This is a genomic window from Chryseobacterium sp. AG844, assembly GCF_003182335.1.
GTDB lineage: Bacteria > Bacteroidota > Bacteroidia > Flavobacteriales > Weeksellaceae > Chryseobacterium > Chryseobacterium cupriresistens.
Genome location: NZ_QGTV01000010.1, coordinates 30,916 through 47,074, shown reverse-complemented (window position 1 = coordinate 47,074; position 16,159 = coordinate 30,916). Strand labels below are relative to the sequence as shown.

Genomic DNA, 16,159 nt, shown 5'->3' with positions numbered 1-16,159 from the left:
AATTAAGAATGGTTACTTACAGCATTAATAAACACTTCATTCATACTTGGGATTCTTTCGTCGAATGATCTCACTTTACCTACCTGTACAAGATCAAGAAGAACATTATTCTGGCTCTCCTCATTTTTCAGGTCAAAAGAAACAAGATTGTTTTCATTGGATAAATTGAAGATCTCATATTTGTTTCTGAAATTTTCAAACTGATCATTGCTTACTTCAGAAAGCGTAATCCCAAAAATATTTTTCTTGAATTTTTCCCTTACATCAAAAACCCTTCCGTCAATAATCTTCTTTGAATTGTTGATCAATGCAACATAATCACACATTTCCTCCACACTTTCCATTCTGTGGGTAGAAAGAATGATGGTTGTTCCGTTATTTTTAAGATCAATAATCTGATCTTTGATTAAGTTGGCATTTACCGGATCAAAACCTGAAAACGGCTCATCAAGAATTAAAAGATGAGGCCTGTGAAGAACAGTAACTACAAACTGGATTTTTTGAGCCATTCCTTTAGAAAGTTCAGAAAGCTTTTTCTTCCACCATTGGTCGATGTTCAGTTTTTCAAACCATTTTTTGGCTTCGTTCAGAGCATCACTTTTGCTCATTCCCTTCAGTTCCCCGAAATAGAGAATCTGGTCACCAACCGTCATGTTTTTGTACAGTCCTCTTTCTTCAGGCATATAGCCAATATCTTTAATGTGACCTGGATTAAGCTTTTGGCCATTGATATGGATTTCTCCAGAGTCTGCCTGAGTAATTTGGTTGATGATACGGATAAAAGAAGTTTTTCCGGCTCCGTTGGGACCTAAAAGGCCATAAATACTGCCTTTCGGGACATGGATGCTGAAATCATCCAGGGCGACCTTTTTTCCGGCATTATAGGTCTTTTTAATATGTTCAGCTTTTAGCATTAAATTGTTCTTTTTTACTATTAGTATGAAAAAGTCCCGAAAGTTACGGAAATATTAAAACAGAATTAATGTAAAAGAAAAAATCCTGATGATTATCAGGATTTTAATTTATTGTTTCACGATTTGAGTAACTTTTTGTGTATTGTCACTTAAAATATATCGGATCATATATTTTCCGGGCTTTAATTTTTCAATATTAATCTCTCCGGAATTCATATTCACCGTATAATTAGCGACCTGCATACCCAAAATTGAATAAAAAGTCACGCTTTTGATTCTTAAAGAAGAATCTTTTGCCTTAATAATAAGGAAATCCTTTGCAGGATTTGGATAGGCAAGCAATACGCCGTCATCCGCCTTTTGAGTGGTGGAACCCGGCTCTCTAAGCTGAGCTTTGAAATTGTTGGAAAAACCAACAAAAGTGCCTACAAATAGAAATAAAAGTAAAAGTTTTTTCATCAAATTTATAATTTCTCGAATATATATAACAAATGTAATACATTCTGCAATTTCGTACAATAGTTTTTTGCAGAACTTATATTAAATTTGTAGAAACTTATTCAAAAAGTATTCCAAAATGATACATTCAAGAAATAGAAGACTTAGAGTTAATGAATCTATCAGAAGTCTGGTAAGAGAAAATGTGCTTACAACTGATGATTTTGTAATGCCGATCTTCGTAATGGAGGGCGAAAACAAGCAGGAGGCAATCCCGTCTATGCCGGGAATTTTCAGGCGCAGTATAGATTTAACGGTGAAGGAATGTAAGGAATTATTTTCTTTGGGGGTAAAAGCTGTCAATTTGTATATGAAAGTGTCAGAACATCTGAAAGACAATACAGGAAAAGAAGCCTGGAACAAAGACGGATTGATGCAGAACACCATCAAAGCAATCAAAGATGCCGTTCCGGGAATGATTGTAATGCCGGATGTAGCCTTAGATCCTTATTCAATCTATGGACACGACGGGATCATTGAAAACGGAAAAGTTGTAAATGACGCTACCAATGATGCACTGGCAAGAATGTCAGTATCTCATGCAGAAGCAGGAGCCGATCTTGTAGCACCAAGTGATATGATGGATGGCAGAGTAATGGTTATCCGTGAAGCTTTGGAAGAAAGCGGATTTACAGATGTAGGAATTGTAAGCTATGCTGCGAAATATGCAAGTTCTTTCTATGGCCCTTTCAGAAGTGCTTTAGACAGTGCTCCGAAAGATGATATGGAAATTCCGAAAGATAAAAAAACATATCAGATGGATTTCCACAACTCACGCGAAGCCTTGAATGAAGTATTTAAAGATATAGATGAAGGAGCCGATGTAATCATGATTAAACCGGGACTTCCTTACCTGGATATTGTTTCCAAAGTACGTGAAGCCATCGATCTTCCGATTGCAGTATACAATGTAAGCGGAGAATATGCCATGGTAAAAGCAGCGGCTCAAAACGGCTGGCTGGATAACGACAAAACGATCATTGAAAGTTTGACTTGTTTTAAAAGAGCAGGAGCAGATATGATCTTTACTTATTTTGCAAAAGAAGCAGCTATTCTTTTAAATAAATAATGATTAAATTCATTCAGATAAAAAAGAGACTACTCAATCGGTAGTCTCTTTTTATTTCTAAGTAATAATAATTTTACAACCATCCTTTTTTCCCATACACATACGTGTCATCGAATTGTTTATCGCTCATAAAAAGATATAAAATACCTTCGATAAAAGGAATAACAGAGGCAGCTCCTAACGTAACAACATTCAGGACAAGCTGAATAATTCCCTCCTTCGTATATCCAAGATAAAATTTATTTAAAGCCAGCCATCCCACAAGAATTCCCAATATAGCGGCAGGGATTTTCTTTTCTGAACGGTAGGGAACATTGCTTTGCTGGTTTTGCACATTTTCTGTTTTTGTATAACCGTAATTTTCCATTTCTTACTATTTATAATTGATTGATGTTTTACGATAAGTAGATTAAAGTAGTGAAAAGTTACAATAGGTTGTAAATGAATAAGTTTGCGTTTAACGTAAACAAGTTGATATTAACCTATAAGTGAAGTTTATATTTTTGATATATTTGCCCTATGATTTTACGAGGAGAAAACTTAATCAAGGAATACGGTCCTAAAAAAGTTGTAAAAGGCGTTTCTGTACAGGTTCAACAGGGAGAAATTGTTGGTTTGCTGGGTCCGAACGGAGCAGGGAAAACCACATCGTTTTATATGATTGTAGGGTTGGTTAAGCCCACTTCAGGAAAAATTTTTTTGGATAAGCAGGAGATTACTACAGATGCTATGTACCGAAGAGCCCAGAAGGGAATCGGGTATCTTGCTCAGGAAGCTTCGGTTTTCAGAAAGTTGTCTGTGGAAGAAAACATTATGGGAGTATTACAGCTGACCAAGCTTTCGAAGCGTGAACAGCAGATCAAATGTGATGAACTGATTGAGGAGTTCTCTTTGCAGCATGTCCGTAAAAACAGAGGAGATCTTCTTTCCGGGGGAGAAAGACGTAGAACCGAGATTGCACGCTGTTTGGCCACAAGCCCGAACTTCATTCTTCTGGATGAGCCTTTCGCAGGGGTAGACCCGATTGCCGTAGAAGATATTCAGAAAATCGTAAGAAGTCTTGTTGATAAAAATATCGGAATTCTGATTACCGACCACAACGTACAGCAAACCCTGGCAATTACTAATAAAACCTATATCATGTTTGAAGGAAAGATCCTTAAAGAAGGACTTCCGGAAGATCTTGCCAATGATCCGCAGGTAAGAGAAGCTTATCTGGGTGAAAATTTCGTGTATCAGAGTATTCTGGATAAACCTAAAAAGAAGAAATATGCTTACAATATCTGGGCTGGTAATTTTGATTCAAAATCACAGCTGCAGGGATTTGTCAATGAAAATTTCAGTCAGTTTGATGATCTTAGATTGTTACATGGCTTTGAAGAAGTCAGCTTTGCCACCTTAGCGAATTCTGAAATTGAACATATTTTCAATGATGTAGTGGATAAGAACGCCAACAATTCATTTGTTTTGCAGAAAAAAGAAATCAATTCCCACTATTCTTTAGAACAGGCAGAAGCAGAGTCTAAAGAAGCCAGCAGAAAAGAACTGCATTATCTTACAACTTATTTGTTTGAAGGATAAATGGATGATCTTTATAGATATGAAGATTTTCAAGTAGGAACCAAAGTTTATTTGTATAATGAATATGGTATTATAGTGGATGTACAGTTCCATAAAAGTTCAACCGTAATCCGCTGGGATACATCTGTTGAAAATGATTTTGAAGATTGGTCAGGAATGTGGGGGCCTTTTGTACAAATGGGAGGGAAGATAATTGATCCAAACTACCAATTCAAATACATTAATGACGATGGTACATTGAAAGATTTTTAAATAAATCCTAGATGACCAGTTAATAATAATTCGTACCTTTTTCTTTTGAAAGCGGTACGTTTTTCATTTAAAATGATTTCTATGGCTAAACCTTTTAACAGAACTGTCACCTTATTCGGAATCTATAAACAGCTTGTCCCGTTCATCAGACCTTACAGACCTATGATTTACGGAACATTGTTTCTTACTTTTCTGGGAGCTCTTGCAGCACAGGTGAACCCGATTGTTCTGAAATATACAGTGGATGAGGTTACCAAGCTTACTCACCTTCCACATCCGATGTCGGAGGGAATTCATATTCTCATTATTATTTCCATTATTTTACTGGGAAAAGAATTATTGAACATCTTTATCAACTTCGGACAGAAATTTTATGGCGAAAAAATAAGGATCAATGTGAGCTCAGTGTTGGCACAATCAGCCATTGATAAGATTTTAACCTACAGAGTCGCTTATTTTAATGATGAAAACCATGAGTCCGGAAAATTACAGATCAGAATAGACCGTGGAATAGAAAGTCTGACAAGATTGGTTCAGAACTTTTTTATTGATATCCTTCCTCTTTTTTCCAATGCCATTATTGCCCTCATCATTATGTATATGCAGAATGTGTATGTGGGACTGGTTTCTACGATTATTGTACCGATCTATTTCTACATCAGCTCCCTGCAGGCCAAAAAACTGGGCGGAGTGAGGCGTCAGCTTAGGAATCAGAGAGAAAAAAAGACCTCCGGACTTTTGAACCTGATCAATTCTATTATGGTTATTAAAAGCTTTGTCCGTGAAAAATTTGAAGGGAAAAAACAATATGACCTTCAGATGGAGCTGATGGAAAGCCAGATGATCACAAGAAGAACCAATTTTATTTATGATGGTTTAAAAACGTTCATTGAACAATTTGGAGTTGTTTTGATTATCCTTTTAACCGTTTATCTGGTGCTTGACCAGCAAATGACTATCGGTGCTATCATGCTTCATATTATGCTTTTTAACAATGTCTCAGCGCCTATCCGACAGCTTCACAGAATCTATGATGATATGAACGATGCCATGATTTACGCCGAAGGGTACTTTGATATTTTAAATGCAGATCATGAAACAGAATCCAACGGAAACTTTGTAGAAAAAGAAATCAAAGGAACTTTTGAATTGAAAAATGTGGATTTTACTTACCCTAACGGTACAAAAGCTTTGCATGATGTTTCCATGAAAATTGAAAACGGAAAAACGACTGCTTTGGTAGGGTTGAGCGGTGCAGGAAAATCAACGGTGATCAATCTTTTGTGTAAATTCTATCTTCCGGATTCTGGAGAAATCCTTCTGGATGGAGTCAACCTTAATGAATATGAAAATACTTTCCTGAGAAGCGATCTTGGGTTGGTACTTCAGAAAAATCATATCTTTCAGGGAAGCATAGAAGATAATATCCGTTATGGAGATATGAATGCTAGTTTTGAAAAAATTCAGGAGGCTGCAAAAAAAGCTTATCTGCATGATCAGATCATGGATCTTCCTGAAAAATATCAGCATGATGCTACTCAGCTTTCAGGAGGACAGCAGCAGAGAATTGCCATTGCCAGACTGTTTCTTAAAAATCCACCGATTATTTTTCTGGATGAACCTACAGCCAGCCTTGATGCTATTGCCACCGAACAGATCAAGAATTCTCTGGATGCTATTAAAGAAGGAAGAACGGTGATCATTATTTCCCATTCTCTTTCACAGATCCTGGATTCAGACACCATTTATGTGATGAAAAAAGGCAGAGTGGTTGAAAATGGAACTCATGATGAACTGTACAATAAAGAAGGAACATACCGTGAGATTTTTGATGCCTCTGCCCGCAGTCTTAATCTCGATAAACTGGTGAATACTTTTAAAGAAAATTAAAGTCAAAAAGCCCTCTCATTTATAAGTCATACCTCAAAAAAGAATTTTAGCTTTGTTCCATCATGAACGATCACTATTTAAAAAAGCTCGATAGGGTAACGGCCATCCTTACCCAGTTGCAGTCGAAACCTGTTGTACGCGCTCAGGATCTGGCTGAAAAGTTTGATGTAAGTATCAGAACTATTTACCGTGATGTAAAAACCCTGGAAAATGCCGGTATTCCTATTGTGGGAGAAGCTGGAAACGGCTATTCTTTAATGGAAGGCTATAAGCTTCCTCCGATCATGTTTACCAAAGAAGAAGTGTTAAGTTTCATTACCGCTGAAAAGCTGATGCAGAAATTTTCCCACCAAAGCCTGGGAAATCATTATCAGGCTGCCATGGAAAAAGTACGTTCGGTACTGAAATATTCTGATAAAAATCTGATTAAAAATATCGAGAAGCAAATAGATGTTTTCAGTTTTCATACAGATTCCGGAGATTCACTGAAAAACGTAATTCCTATTATCCTGGAAAGTATTGCGGAGAAAACCCAGCTCAATATCAGGTATAAGACTGTAGATGAAAGAGTAAACAACAGAACGATTGAAACAGTTGGTATGTTTTTCGAATTTAATTTCTGGTATATCATGGCCTACTGTACCTTGAGAAAAGATTTCAGACAGTTTCGTATCGACCGAATTCTGGAAATCTCAAAAACACAGAATCCTTTTTTACAGGAATACGGACAGGTGAATGATTACCGTAAAAAATCAAACGGAAATAAGGTTAAAGCCAAACTGCTGGTTGATAAAAAGATCATGAATCATCTTGTAAATTCTAAAAAATATTACGGATTGATAGAAGAAGTAGAAACCGAACAAGGGATGGAACTCACCTTTGAAACAGAATGGATCAGTGATGGATTTCCCCGCTGGCTCATTACTTTTGCAGATTATGCTACCGTTCTGGAACCGGAAAGTCTTCGTGTCCGTTTGAATGAACTGCTTGTAAAAATGGTTGAAAGACATCAATAATAAAACCCCAACAAGACTGTTGAGGTTTAAAGACTTAATTGAGGCAATAAATGAAATGGTTTACGGAAAAGGCATAATTGCAAATAAGAAAATTTGTTGTGTCGCAAAAAAAGATATAAGTTTTGTTTACCCTTTCTGCAATTTTACCTTCCCATTGTATTAAAATCTCTCCCAGAAGAAAGGAGGTTCAATCCCTAAAGCTCTTAAATAAACATATCCCTGCCCACGGTGGTGGATTTCGTTATCAATAAAATACAGAATATTTTCATACACCGGGAATTCATATTGTCCGAACAGGTTGAATACTTCCTGGAAACGCTCTTCAGAAATCTGATTGAAATAGTGGTTGATTACTTCTGTTTCTTCATCCCACTTTTTTAATAACTCTTCTTTAGTTGAAGGATTGAACCCTTCTTCATTATAACCTTCCATATTCCCTTCAATGATTCCTTTCAAAGCAGGACCTGCAATGCTGATCATCTCTGTGGCAAGTTTGGCAAAAGGTCTCATTCCTCCAACGGAAAATTCAAATAATTCTTTTTCAGGAAAAGCTTCAATCACTCTTCTTGTAAGATTTCTGTGTCCCTGCCAGTCTTTTAATAACTGATCTGTAGTCATGAATTGTTTAGTGGCTGTTGCTGTAGTTGTCATAATGTTTTGTTTTTTGTTTGTTGTTGATACAAAGGTAAGAGAGGTTTATGACAACAGTTTGTCAGCAGGATTTTTCATATTGAAAAAATATTTTTTTCTTTGCTAAAATATCCTGGCCCGTTTTTACGTTAGAAAAGAGGATATTAATAAAAAAATCGCTATTATTAGAATTATGAAGAAGTATATTTTGCCTGTTATTACTGGTTTTTTATTAGTATCATGCAATAAGATTGAGGAAAAAATTGACCAGACTGTTCAGAAAACAACAGAAGCAGTACAACAAAAAACACATCAGGCTGTAGAAGAAACAGTCAAGAAAACAGTCAATGAATCTATAAATTCTTTAACCAACGCCGAAGACGTAAAGTTTAATACCGTTTTCCCTGGTACAGGTGCTTCCATTGTTTCTGAAGAAAAAGGAAAGAAAATTAAAATTCCGGGAAGACCAGAAGGATATATCTTTAAATATAAAGCCGACATTACAGTGTTGCTGCCATTTTTGGAAAGTCAGCCAACGTCTGATGAAAATAAATCTGATAAAACTGCCAGAAAGATTGATGGCCAGAACATTATTGATAAAATAAGCTTTCTGTCAAAATTCCTTCCTGAAAATACTTTTGATACCAGTATTCTCGAAGATATTAAATCCGATAAAAATATTCAGTATTATAAGCTGAAAAGATTTCCGAACAGTAGTACCATTATCTACAACCCAAAAAATCAGACCATCATACAATACGTAGAGGTAAATAAATAATTTGGATATGGCCGGTTTCTCCCGGCCATTTTTTATTTCCATTCATTTTTCGATTATTGCGAGCCATAGCAAACGCTTCTCAACTCATTGAAAATTACTTTTCAGAACGAATAAAATCATGTTTATTTCTGATGTTAACTAATTGATTTTTTTATACAAATTTGATGTTATTGATTTATATTTTTTATTGTTATTAATAAATCACTTTACGTTTCGTATATTAATTCTTGTTTTTATGAAATGGCATGGTTTTCGTAAATATGAAATAAAATTGCTATTATATTTTTTATTTTTATGTTTAATGTTGATTTTTTTACTAGTTTTATTGAATAATTAACAATTAACATGAAGGAAAATTTATTGAATAGAAAAATCTATGTCTTAGTATTAAGCGGAGCTGGTGTTATGGGATATGCTCAGGACAGCATAAAACAAAATAAAATAGACGAAGTGGTGGTGACCACGGGGAGAACTAAGCCCAGAACCATCATTACCTCAGCAATTCCTATAGACAATATTTCAGCAGCGCAGCTAAAATCTACAGGTCAGGTAACTTTTGACAAAGCTTTAACCTATGCTGTTCCCTCTTTTAATTCATCACAACAAACTGTTTCTGATGCCACGGCCCATTTTGATCCGGCAGACTTAAGGGGTTTGGGGCCTTCCAGAACATTAGTTTTAGTTAATAATAAAAGAAAAAATCAAAGTGCTCTCATTTACGTAAATGATACACCGGGAAAAGGTGAAGTAGGTACAGACCTGAAAAGTATTCCTTCAGCAGCCTTACAAAACGTAGAGGTCCTGAGGGATGGAGCATCTGCACAATACGGATCTGATGCTATTGCAGGAGTGATCAATATTATCCTTAAGAATGGTGTTGGGAAAAGCACAGTGAATCTCTTTTCCGGAATTACTTCAAAAGGAGATGGCTTTAATATCGGAGCAGATTTTAATACAGGAATCAGAATCGCAAAAACAGGAAGCCTGAATCTTACACTAGGATTTTCCTCACAAAATAAAACTAATCGTGCAGGTTCTGTTACAAAAGATGAACTTTTTGGTGTGGATAATGCCTGGACACAGGCTAATCCTGGTTTAGGAATGATCATTGGGCAACCGGAGACAAAAGTTGCCAATATGTTTGTGAATTTTGAATTGCCAACCGGCGAAACGGGTAAATTTTATGCTTTTGGCGGTACAACTTACAGAAATGGGACCAGTTTCGCTTTGTATAGAACACCTTATTGGGTATCATCAGATTTTGGTTTATTAACTCCAAAAGGACAGCCTTACAATGGATTTCAGCCGGAATTTAAAACCGATGTTTATGATTATAATTTAACCTCCGGATGGAAAGGAATGTTTGGAAAATGGAGTTTTGATGGGAGTGCCACCTTTGGCTCTAATGCAGTAGATTATGTGGTAGGAAATACCATTAATACATCTTTGGGTGCAAAGTCACCAACAAGTTTTAAGGCAGGTGGTCACCAGTTCAGTAATATTATAGGAAACATAGATCTCAGCAGAGATTTTGGTGCACTTGTTTTAGGAGCCGGAGTTGAGGTGCGCAATGAAAACTATCAGGCAAGGGCAGGAGAAGAAGCTTCTTATATGGGAAGTGGCGCGGAATCATTTCCGGGACTGCAGCCTCAAAATGAAGTCAATAAAAACCGTCAGAATATCGGAGCCTATTTCAATGCTGAATGGGATGTTACAAAAAACCTATTAGTTGGAGGAACGGTGAGGTATGAAAACTTCAGTGATTTCGGAAATAATGTTTCCTGGAAAGGAAATGCAAGATATAAATTGCTGGATGATAAATTGGTTTTCCGTGGATCTGTTTCTACAGGATTCCGTGCCCCTTCCTTACACCAGATATATTATTCCAATGTTCAGACTAAAATTACAGGGAATACAGTAGCCAATCAGGGTACCTTTAATAATGACTCTCCAATTGTAAGATCTGATCTTGGGGTTCCAAAATTAAATGCTGAAAAAGCCTTTAACATTACCGGGGGATTGGCTGTAAAACCTTTTAAAAATCTTACTATTACAGCAGATTATTACAGAATAAAAATTGAAGACCGTGTACTTTTTTCAGGAGATATTGGATACAAAACCGGAGCTCCCGGAAGTCCGGATCTGTCAAACCCTGTGGAAGTCATATTAAACAATAATAAAATAACTTCCCTGAAGTTTTTCACCAATGCTGTCAATACAGTTACTCAGGGAATAGACTTTGTCGCGAATTATTATACTTCAGCTATTGGAAAAGGAAGATTAGGCGTTATTGCTGCCTTCAATTATAACGAAACTAAAATAGTAGATAATATTGCTGTTCCGTCTATTTTGGCGCAAAATGGCTATTCAGAAAACTTTTTTGACAGAAAGGAACAATCCAGAATTACTTCTGCAAGGCCAAAAACAAAAACGATCCTTAGTCTGTCTTATGACATTACAAAGTTTAATTTTAACCTTAATAATACGTATTTTGGCTCTGTTACATGGCAGCATGCCACTGATCCTGCCAAAGATCAGACATTTTCCGGTAAGGTGGTTACAGACATCGTTTTAACCTATAAAATTACGAATGACCTTAAAGTTTCCGGAGTTGTAAATAATTTATTTAATATTTACCCGGACGTCATAGACAGCAAAGGAGATGTAGTGACAGATCTTGGAGGAAGATTCAAATATCCGTGGGAGGTCAACCAGTTTGGATTTAACGGAACCACTTTTCAGCTTAATGTTAATTACACTTTTTAATGTATAAATAAATAATTAGTGCTTTAATACAGGGAAATTAACCATAAAAGATATAAAAGCGATCTACGCAAATACTAACTGACATTAATTTCTAATGTCAGTTTTATTTTTTAAGATAGAACAGGAAGTTATTACTAAATTTTACTTTTTACATTGTATAAAAAAAGGTATTTTAGTACTATGAAAATTTATACAAAGACAGGAGATAAAGGTCAGACTGCATTGTACGGCGGAACAAGAGTTTCCAAAGCCAGTGCAAGAGTAGACAGTTATGGAAATATAGACGAGCTGAATTCATTCATCGGAATTGCAAAAAGCCATATCGAAGATGAAGAAGTGCTGAGACAGCTGAAGAAAATACAGTTTGATTTATTCACTGTAGGTTCAGAGGCGGCAACACCTGTGGATAAGCTGATGCTTGCCAATGGAAAATCCCGTCTTCCGATCATTATTTCAGAAACAGAAATTGAAGAACTGGAACAATGGATGGATGCTTTTGACGAAAAACTGGAACCGCTTCAGTATTTTATTCTGCCTGGAGGAGGTAAACCGGCGACCTTTTTACATGCAGCCCGAACAATATGCAGAAGAGCAGAGCGTTCACTGGTATTCCTGAATGAATCTGAGGAAGTACGTCCCGAACTGATTAAATATTTAAACAGGCTTTCAGATTATCTTTTTGTATTGGCCAGATATATTTCAAAACTGAACAACGAACCGGAAGAATACTGGAACCCGAATGAAAGATAAAACATTACTTTTCATCAACGGAGATGCTCCAAAATCATTACCCAACCCCGAAAATTATGAATTGATTGCCTGCACAGACGGTGCCTTTCATTATTTAAAAAGAATGGGATTTCCTTTGGATAAGCTGGCTTTTATATCTGGCGATTTTGATTCGCACTCCGGATCAGATGAAGATATGTATGAGGAAAAATTCATCCTTACATTAGATCAGGAAAAAACAGATTTTCATAAAGCGCTGGAAATTATTCAGGAAAAAGGTTTTTCAGAGGTCGATGTTTTTGGAGGAAGCGGTGGTGAACAGGATCATTTTCTTGGGAATCTTACCGTTGCTTTTGCATTCAAAGACCTGATGAATATTAAATTTTATGATGAGTTTTCAGAATATTATTTCATTCCCAATCATTTTACATTGAAAGGAGCGAAAAACAGGATGATTTCTCTTTATCCGTTTCCATCAGTGCATAATATCACGACAAAAGGTCTCAATTGGCCTTTGACTAATGAAAGCCTTAGCATTACCTCAAGAATAGGAACCCGGAATTTCGCTGTTGAAGATGAGGTTTCTATAGAGTATGAATCAGGAGATGTCTTGTTTTTTGTAGGGATCAAGGAGATTGAATATCCGGCAATTTATTAGAGTGATGATTATCAATAGAAATGGGCTTTACCCATTGTAAAAAAAGACTGTCATTAAACACAAATTACACCAATGTTTTTCACAAATGGCACTAATTTTATATCAATAGGAACGGGCAATAATCCTGAACTTAAACGAAGGAAGCACGTTTAATAAAATACAAGAATCCATTGGCTTCAGCCAAAACTTATTAAAAACCATTGAATAAACTAATCAGAATATCAGTTTTCACCATTTCATTATGCTGTATTTTCTCATGCAAAACACAGCATTTTGAAACACCTGAATATGGTAAAAATGAAACTGAGAAAGTGATTCCGATCAAGAAAGTAACCAATTTCCGTACGGTAGGAAATATCAAAAATACAGATGGAAGAACTTTAAAAGAAGGGAAATTTTACCGGAGTGCCCATCTTCATAAGCTTAAAAAGAAATCTTTCGACGATTTTGAAAAGTTGGGGATTAAAGAAATTATTGATCTCAGAAACTCCAGGGAAATTGCTCAAAAGCCCGATCAGCTGCCTTCAGAAAATGTTTACAAAAACTTCTCAGCATTTGAAGATGAAGGAGATCAGCTGGCTCAGGCCAAAAAACTTGTTCTTAAAGGTAAAGTAAATGCTTCCGATGCTGATAAAAGAATGATCGATTTTTACCGCGAGTACGTTACCGGAAATCCGGAAATGATAAAAAGAATTATTACGGAAATACTGGAATCCAAAGATCCTATCCTTTACCATTGTACCGCAGGAAAAGACAGAACCGGAATTACCACCGCACTAATTCTTGCCATTCTGAAGTTTGATAAAGAGACTATTTATAATGAATATCTTTTATCCAATAACTACAGAAAAAATCTTGTTCAAAAAAGATTACGCCTTGCCAGTACTTTACATTTCCTCTATCCGAAAATGGATTTACAGGTGCTGGAAAAACTCAGCTGGGTAGAAAAAAGATACCTTGATGCGGCTTTTGAAGAGATCAATAAAAAATATGGCTCTACAGATGTCTATATTCAGCAGGTATTAGGGATTTCAGATGCCAGAAGAAAAGAATACATTCAGAAGTTTACGTATTGATTATCAGAGATAAATTTTTCTGGGATTCAATATTGGGTGTTTATTTAAAATTATAATAATTTTAACACCTAAAAATGAAAGTTTTTTAGCAATTTTGCATTTCTTAATTCACTTGTTTAGAAATGAAAATAAAGTACTCGGAACTTATTGATCAGACATTATATTTTCCTACGGAGGAATTTAATGTTTCTGAGAACAATTTGTTGTTTCACGATATTCCGTTAATGGATGTTGTTGAACAATTTGGCACCCCGCTAAAGATTAGCTACCTGCCGAGAATTTCTCAAAATATTCAGAAAGCGAAAGGCTGGTTTAAAGAAGCTTTTGAGAAAACCGAATATAAAAAGAATTATACCTACTGCTATTGTACAAAATCCAGTCATTTTAATTTTGTATTGGAAGAAGCTCTGAAGAATGATATTTCAATAGAAACATCTTCAGCTTATGATATGGATATCGTAAAATCTCTTTATGAGAAGGGTAAGGTAGATAAGAATATCGAAGTGATCTGTAATGGTTTTAAAACCGATGATTATCTGGCAAAGATTTCAGATATGATCAATAGCGGATTTGAAAATATTACGCCGATTCTTGATAATTACAGAGAGCTGGATAAGCTTACTGAAAGTATTGATTCCACTTTTGATATCGGAATCAGAATTGCATCAGAGGAAGAACCGAAGTTCGAATTCTATACCTCAAGATTAGGAATCGGATATAAAGATATTATTCCTTATTACAGCCAGAAGATCGCGGAACATCCGAACGCAAGATTGAAAATGCTTCATTTCTTTATCAATACAGGGATTAAGGATACAGCATATTACTGGAATGAATTGTATAAATGTCTTCGTGTATATGCACGTCTGAAAAAAATCGCTCCGGAAGTGGATTCACTGAACATCGGAGGTGGATTCCCAATCAAAACTTCTTTGAATTTTGATTATGACTATCAGTACATGGTGGAAGAAATCGTTTCTCAGATCAAAAAATTCTGTGAAGAGGAAGGAGTAGAAGAGCCTAATATTTATACTGAATTCGGAAGCTTTACCGTAGGGGAAAGTGGGGCCAACCTTTATAAAATCATTTCTCAGAAACGTCAGAACGACAGAGAAAAATGGAATATGATTGATTCTTCTTTCATGACCACTCTTCCTGATACATGGGCCATTTCAAGACACTTTATCATGCTTCCGCTTAACCGTTGGGAAGATACGTATGAAAGAGTATTCTTGGGAGGACTGACTTGTGATTCGGATGATTATTATAACTCTGAACAGCATACCAATGCCATTTATTTACCTGTTTTCAGTGATACAAAACCTTTGTATATCGGATTCTTCCATACCGGAGCTTACCAGGAAACAATCGGAGGATATGGCGGAGTACATCACTGTCTGATGCCTCAGCCGAGACACGTCCTGATTCAGAAAGATGAAAACGGTGAATTACAATATGAGATTTTCCGTGAGAAACAGGAACCGGAAGATGTATTGAAACTTCTTGGTTATAAATAATTTATATCAATAGGAACGGGCTTTAGCCCGTTTCATCAAGAATAATAAATTACATTGGCTTTAGCCAAAACAAAGCTCTCAGACAAACTGAGAGCTTTTTATTTAAAAATATTTTGAAATCTTATCCAGTTCTAATTCTTCATAATCTGAAACCACAGTATCTGCCAACGTATAATCCTGATTTTTTGAATGTGGGCTTCTGTATGCTGCACAAAAGATTTTTGCACGGTGCGCAGCCAAAATTCCGTTGGTGGAATCTTCAATAACCATACAGTTTTCAACAGGTTCTCCTGCCATTTCAGCGGCCAGTAAAAAAACTTCAGGATGAGGTTTTGATTCTTTTAAATCCGCACCGCTGATCTTTCCGCTGAAATATTGCTCCAGTCCGAATTTTTCAAAAACCATATTGATGGTTACCATTGTAGCAGAAGATGCCAGAATCAGTTTGAGTCCGTTTTCATGATAATGCTCTATCAGTTTTCTTACTCCCGGAATTAAATCAAACTCATCATCATTGTAAAAATAATCCTTGAAATGAGATCTTTTTATTCCAGCAATGGCTTCATAAGTCTGATCTAAATTAAATTCATTAATCAATGTTTCAGAGACTCTTTTGGTGGAAGCACCAGTAAAAGAAGTGTACAGCTCCTCGGAAACTACGATTTCCAGTTCGTCAAAAGTTTTGAAATAAGCTTTTCTATGTAAGGGTTCCGTATCTACAATAACTCCATCCATATCGAAAAGTACAGCTTTTAAAGGCATATAATGAGTTTTATACAAAAATA

The 16,159-nt window shown here is 35.9% G+C and carries 15 protein-coding genes and 1 pseudogene; 11 read left to right on the top strand and 5 right to left on the bottom strand.

Translation table 11 applies throughout. From position 1 onward, the window contains the following. Positions 1–2: 2 nt before the first annotated feature. Both DEU40_RS11710 and DEU40_RS11705 read right to left on the bottom strand, forming a co-directional pair. The gene (locus DEU40_RS11710; protein ID WP_110009999.1) at positions 3–914 is read right to left on the bottom strand and encodes an ABC transporter ATP-binding protein; all 912 of its coding nucleotides are present in this window, start codon (positions 912–914) and stop codon (positions 3–5) included. Positions 915–1,022: 108 nt separating this feature from the next. After that, positions 1,023–1,373, bottom strand: a complete 351-nt coding sequence (locus tag DEU40_RS11705) for a T9SS type A sorting domain-containing protein (protein WP_110009998.1) — start codon at positions 1,371–1,373, stop codon at positions 1,023–1,025. 118 nt (positions 1,374–1,491) lie between these two features. On the opposite strand from DEU40_RS11705, the gene hemB reads away from it, so the two are divergent. After that, positions 1,492–2,481, top strand: a complete 990-nt coding sequence (gene hemB, locus DEU40_RS11700) for a porphobilinogen synthase (protein WP_062674069.1) — start codon at positions 1,492–1,494, stop codon at positions 2,479–2,481. 73 nt (positions 2,482–2,554) lie between these two features. On the opposite strand, the gene DEU40_RS11695 is transcribed toward hemB, so the two are convergent. Next, positions 2,555–2,848 (bottom strand): TM2 domain-containing protein, encoded by a 294-nt coding sequence (locus DEU40_RS11695; protein ID WP_110009997.1) that lies wholly within the window; start codon positions 2,846–2,848, stop codon positions 2,555–2,557. A gap of 152 nt (positions 2,849–3,000) precedes the next feature. Here DEU40_RS11695 and lptB point away from each other — a divergent pair. The 4 genes and pseudogenes from lptB to DEU40_RS11675 all read left to right on the top strand — a co-directional run. Next, positions 3,001–3,726 (top strand): annotated as a pseudogene (lptB, locus tag DEU40_RS11690) (LPS export ABC transporter ATP-binding protein); the annotation flags it as partial. 336 nt (positions 3,727–4,062) lie between these two features. Next, positions 4,063–4,314: a hypothetical protein gene (locus DEU40_RS11685; protein ID WP_110009995.1), complete on the top strand. Its 252-nt coding sequence runs from the start codon at positions 4,063–4,065 to the stop codon at positions 4,312–4,314. Positions 4,315–4,476: 162 nt separating this feature from the next. Continuing rightward, a complete protein-coding gene (locus DEU40_RS11680; RefSeq protein WP_110010097.1) occupies positions 4,477–6,204 on the top strand; it encodes an ABC transporter ATP-binding protein in 1,728 nt (575 codons plus the stop codon). Positions 6,205–6,266: 62 nt separating this feature from the next. Then, the gene (locus DEU40_RS11675; protein WP_110009994.1) at positions 6,267–7,220 is read left to right on the top strand and encodes a helix-turn-helix transcriptional regulator; all 954 of its coding nucleotides are present in this window, start codon (positions 6,267–6,269) and stop codon (positions 7,218–7,220) included. Positions 7,221–7,379: 159 nt separating this feature from the next. Here the strand turns inward: DEU40_RS11675 and DEU40_RS11665 are convergent, their stop codons facing one another. Next, positions 7,380–7,871, bottom strand: a complete 492-nt coding sequence (locus DEU40_RS11665) for a DinB family protein (protein ID WP_110009992.1) — start codon at positions 7,869–7,871, stop codon at positions 7,380–7,382. A gap of 172 nt (positions 7,872–8,043) precedes the next feature. Between DEU40_RS11665 and DEU40_RS11660 the strand changes: the two genes are divergently transcribed. The 6 genes from DEU40_RS11660 (at position 8,044) to DEU40_RS11635 (ending at position 15,374) form a co-directional block, all read left to right on the top strand. Beyond that, positions 8,044–8,628 carry a hypothetical protein gene (locus DEU40_RS11660; RefSeq protein WP_110009991.1) on the top strand — a complete coding sequence of 195 codons (585 nt, stop codon included), beginning with the start codon at positions 8,044–8,046 and terminating at the stop codon, positions 8,626–8,628. Between the two features lie 345 nt (positions 8,629–8,973). Beyond that, on the top strand, positions 8,974–11,394 hold the full coding sequence (locus DEU40_RS11655) for a TonB-dependent receptor plug domain-containing protein (protein WP_110009990.1): 2,421 nt from the start codon (positions 8,974–8,976) through the stop codon (positions 11,392–11,394). 180 nt (positions 11,395–11,574) lie between these two features. Further along, entirely contained in the window at positions 11,575–12,144 is a 570-nt protein-coding gene (locus DEU40_RS11650; protein ID WP_041461407.1) for a cob(I)yrinic acid a,c-diamide adenosyltransferase, read from the top strand. Continuing rightward, on the top strand, positions 12,134–12,781 hold the full coding sequence (locus tag DEU40_RS11645; RefSeq protein ID WP_110009989.1) for a thiamine diphosphokinase: 648 nt from the start codon (positions 12,134–12,136) through the stop codon (positions 12,779–12,781). The genes DEU40_RS11650 and DEU40_RS11645 overlap by 11 nt, the downstream gene beginning before the upstream one ends. A gap of 200 nt (positions 12,782–12,981) precedes the next feature. Next, complete coding sequence (locus tag DEU40_RS11640; RefSeq protein ID WP_110009988.1) at positions 12,982–13,857, top strand: tyrosine-protein phosphatase; 876 nt, start codon at positions 12,982–12,984, stop codon at positions 13,855–13,857. 122 nt (positions 13,858–13,979) lie between these two features. Continuing rightward, positions 13,980–15,374, top strand: a complete 1,395-nt coding sequence (locus DEU40_RS11635) for a decarboxylase (protein ID WP_002977177.1) — start codon at positions 13,980–13,982, stop codon at positions 15,372–15,374. Between the two features lie 102 nt (positions 15,375–15,476). On the opposite strand, the gene DEU40_RS11630 is transcribed toward DEU40_RS11635, so the two are convergent. After that, positions 15,477–16,136 (bottom strand): HAD family hydrolase, encoded by a 660-nt coding sequence (locus DEU40_RS11630; protein WP_110009987.1) that lies wholly within the window; start codon positions 16,134–16,136, stop codon positions 15,477–15,479. Between the last annotated feature and the right edge of the window lie 23 nt (positions 16,137–16,159).